Annotated in this window: 1 pseudogene; it reads right to left on the bottom strand. The window is 37.6% G+C overall.

The features are described 5' to 3' along the window. Window positions 1–982, bottom strand: a pseudogene (locus tag R5R67_RS19445) (hypothetical protein); the annotation flags it as partial.

Raw genomic sequence — 982 nt, 5'->3', positions numbered from 1 at the left:
TACATTGGTAATTTTCTTACCACCCGCATTGATGCCTTCTTTGGTAATGCTTGGGCCTTCTTTAATCGTCAAACCATTCGTATTTAATGTGGTGTTGCCAGTAATGACACTGTCAAACTTCGAGTCTTTTAATAGTTCAATCTGAATGCCATCTTTGGTAGTACGGGTAATAACATTTTCACCGCTGGTCTTAGCCACCGGAGTTGACGCAGCTGCACCACCTACAATATTAAGCTTCTCACCAAGTTTACGATGGACATCACTCCCGCTATTACCAGCAAAGTTCAAGCCTTTGTTTTCAAGCTCAGTCTTGGTGCTATCAATTTTGGTATTCAGCTCAGTTTTGGTGTTAACAATCGTGTTGTTTAACTCAGTTTTAGTATCGTTAATCTGAGTTGTTAACTGATCCTTGGTATTATTTAACTTAGTGTTGGTATCAGCAATCTGGTCACCAAGGTCTTTCTTGGCATCATTCAGATTCTTGTTGGTATCAGCGATTTGATTACCTAAATCTTTTTTCGCATCATTTAACTGATTATTGGTATCAGTGATTCTGCCATTCAAGTTATCTTTGACTTTGGTGAGCTGATCAACATTTACTGCATCTTTGGCATTGATACCATCAGCTACATTGGTAATTTTCTTACCACCTGCATTGATGCCTTCTTTGGTAATGCTTGGACCTTCTTTAATAGTCAAACCATTATTATTAAGTACGCTATCGCCCGTGGTTACACTATTTAATGTCAGATCTTTTTTAGTCGACACTTCATAGTTAGTACTGCCATCTTTATTAACAGTTTCTTTTACAACAATATTGTCGCCTTCAGTTACAGTAGTCTTCGCTTTCGTAGCTGTATTTTTTACTTCACTAATTGCATCATTGATGTTGTTTTTGCCAGTACCACCAATATTATTGGTCGTCAGACTACCATCAGGGTTTACAACGGTATTTCCACCAATACTGTTTTTAATACTGTTT

The organism is Acinetobacter sp. OYA S30 (genome assembly GCF_033599315.1).
GTDB lineage: Bacteria > Pseudomonadota > Gammaproteobacteria > Pseudomonadales > Moraxellaceae > Acinetobacter > Acinetobacter baumannii.
This window is presented reverse-complemented; position numbering and strand designations above follow the sequence as displayed.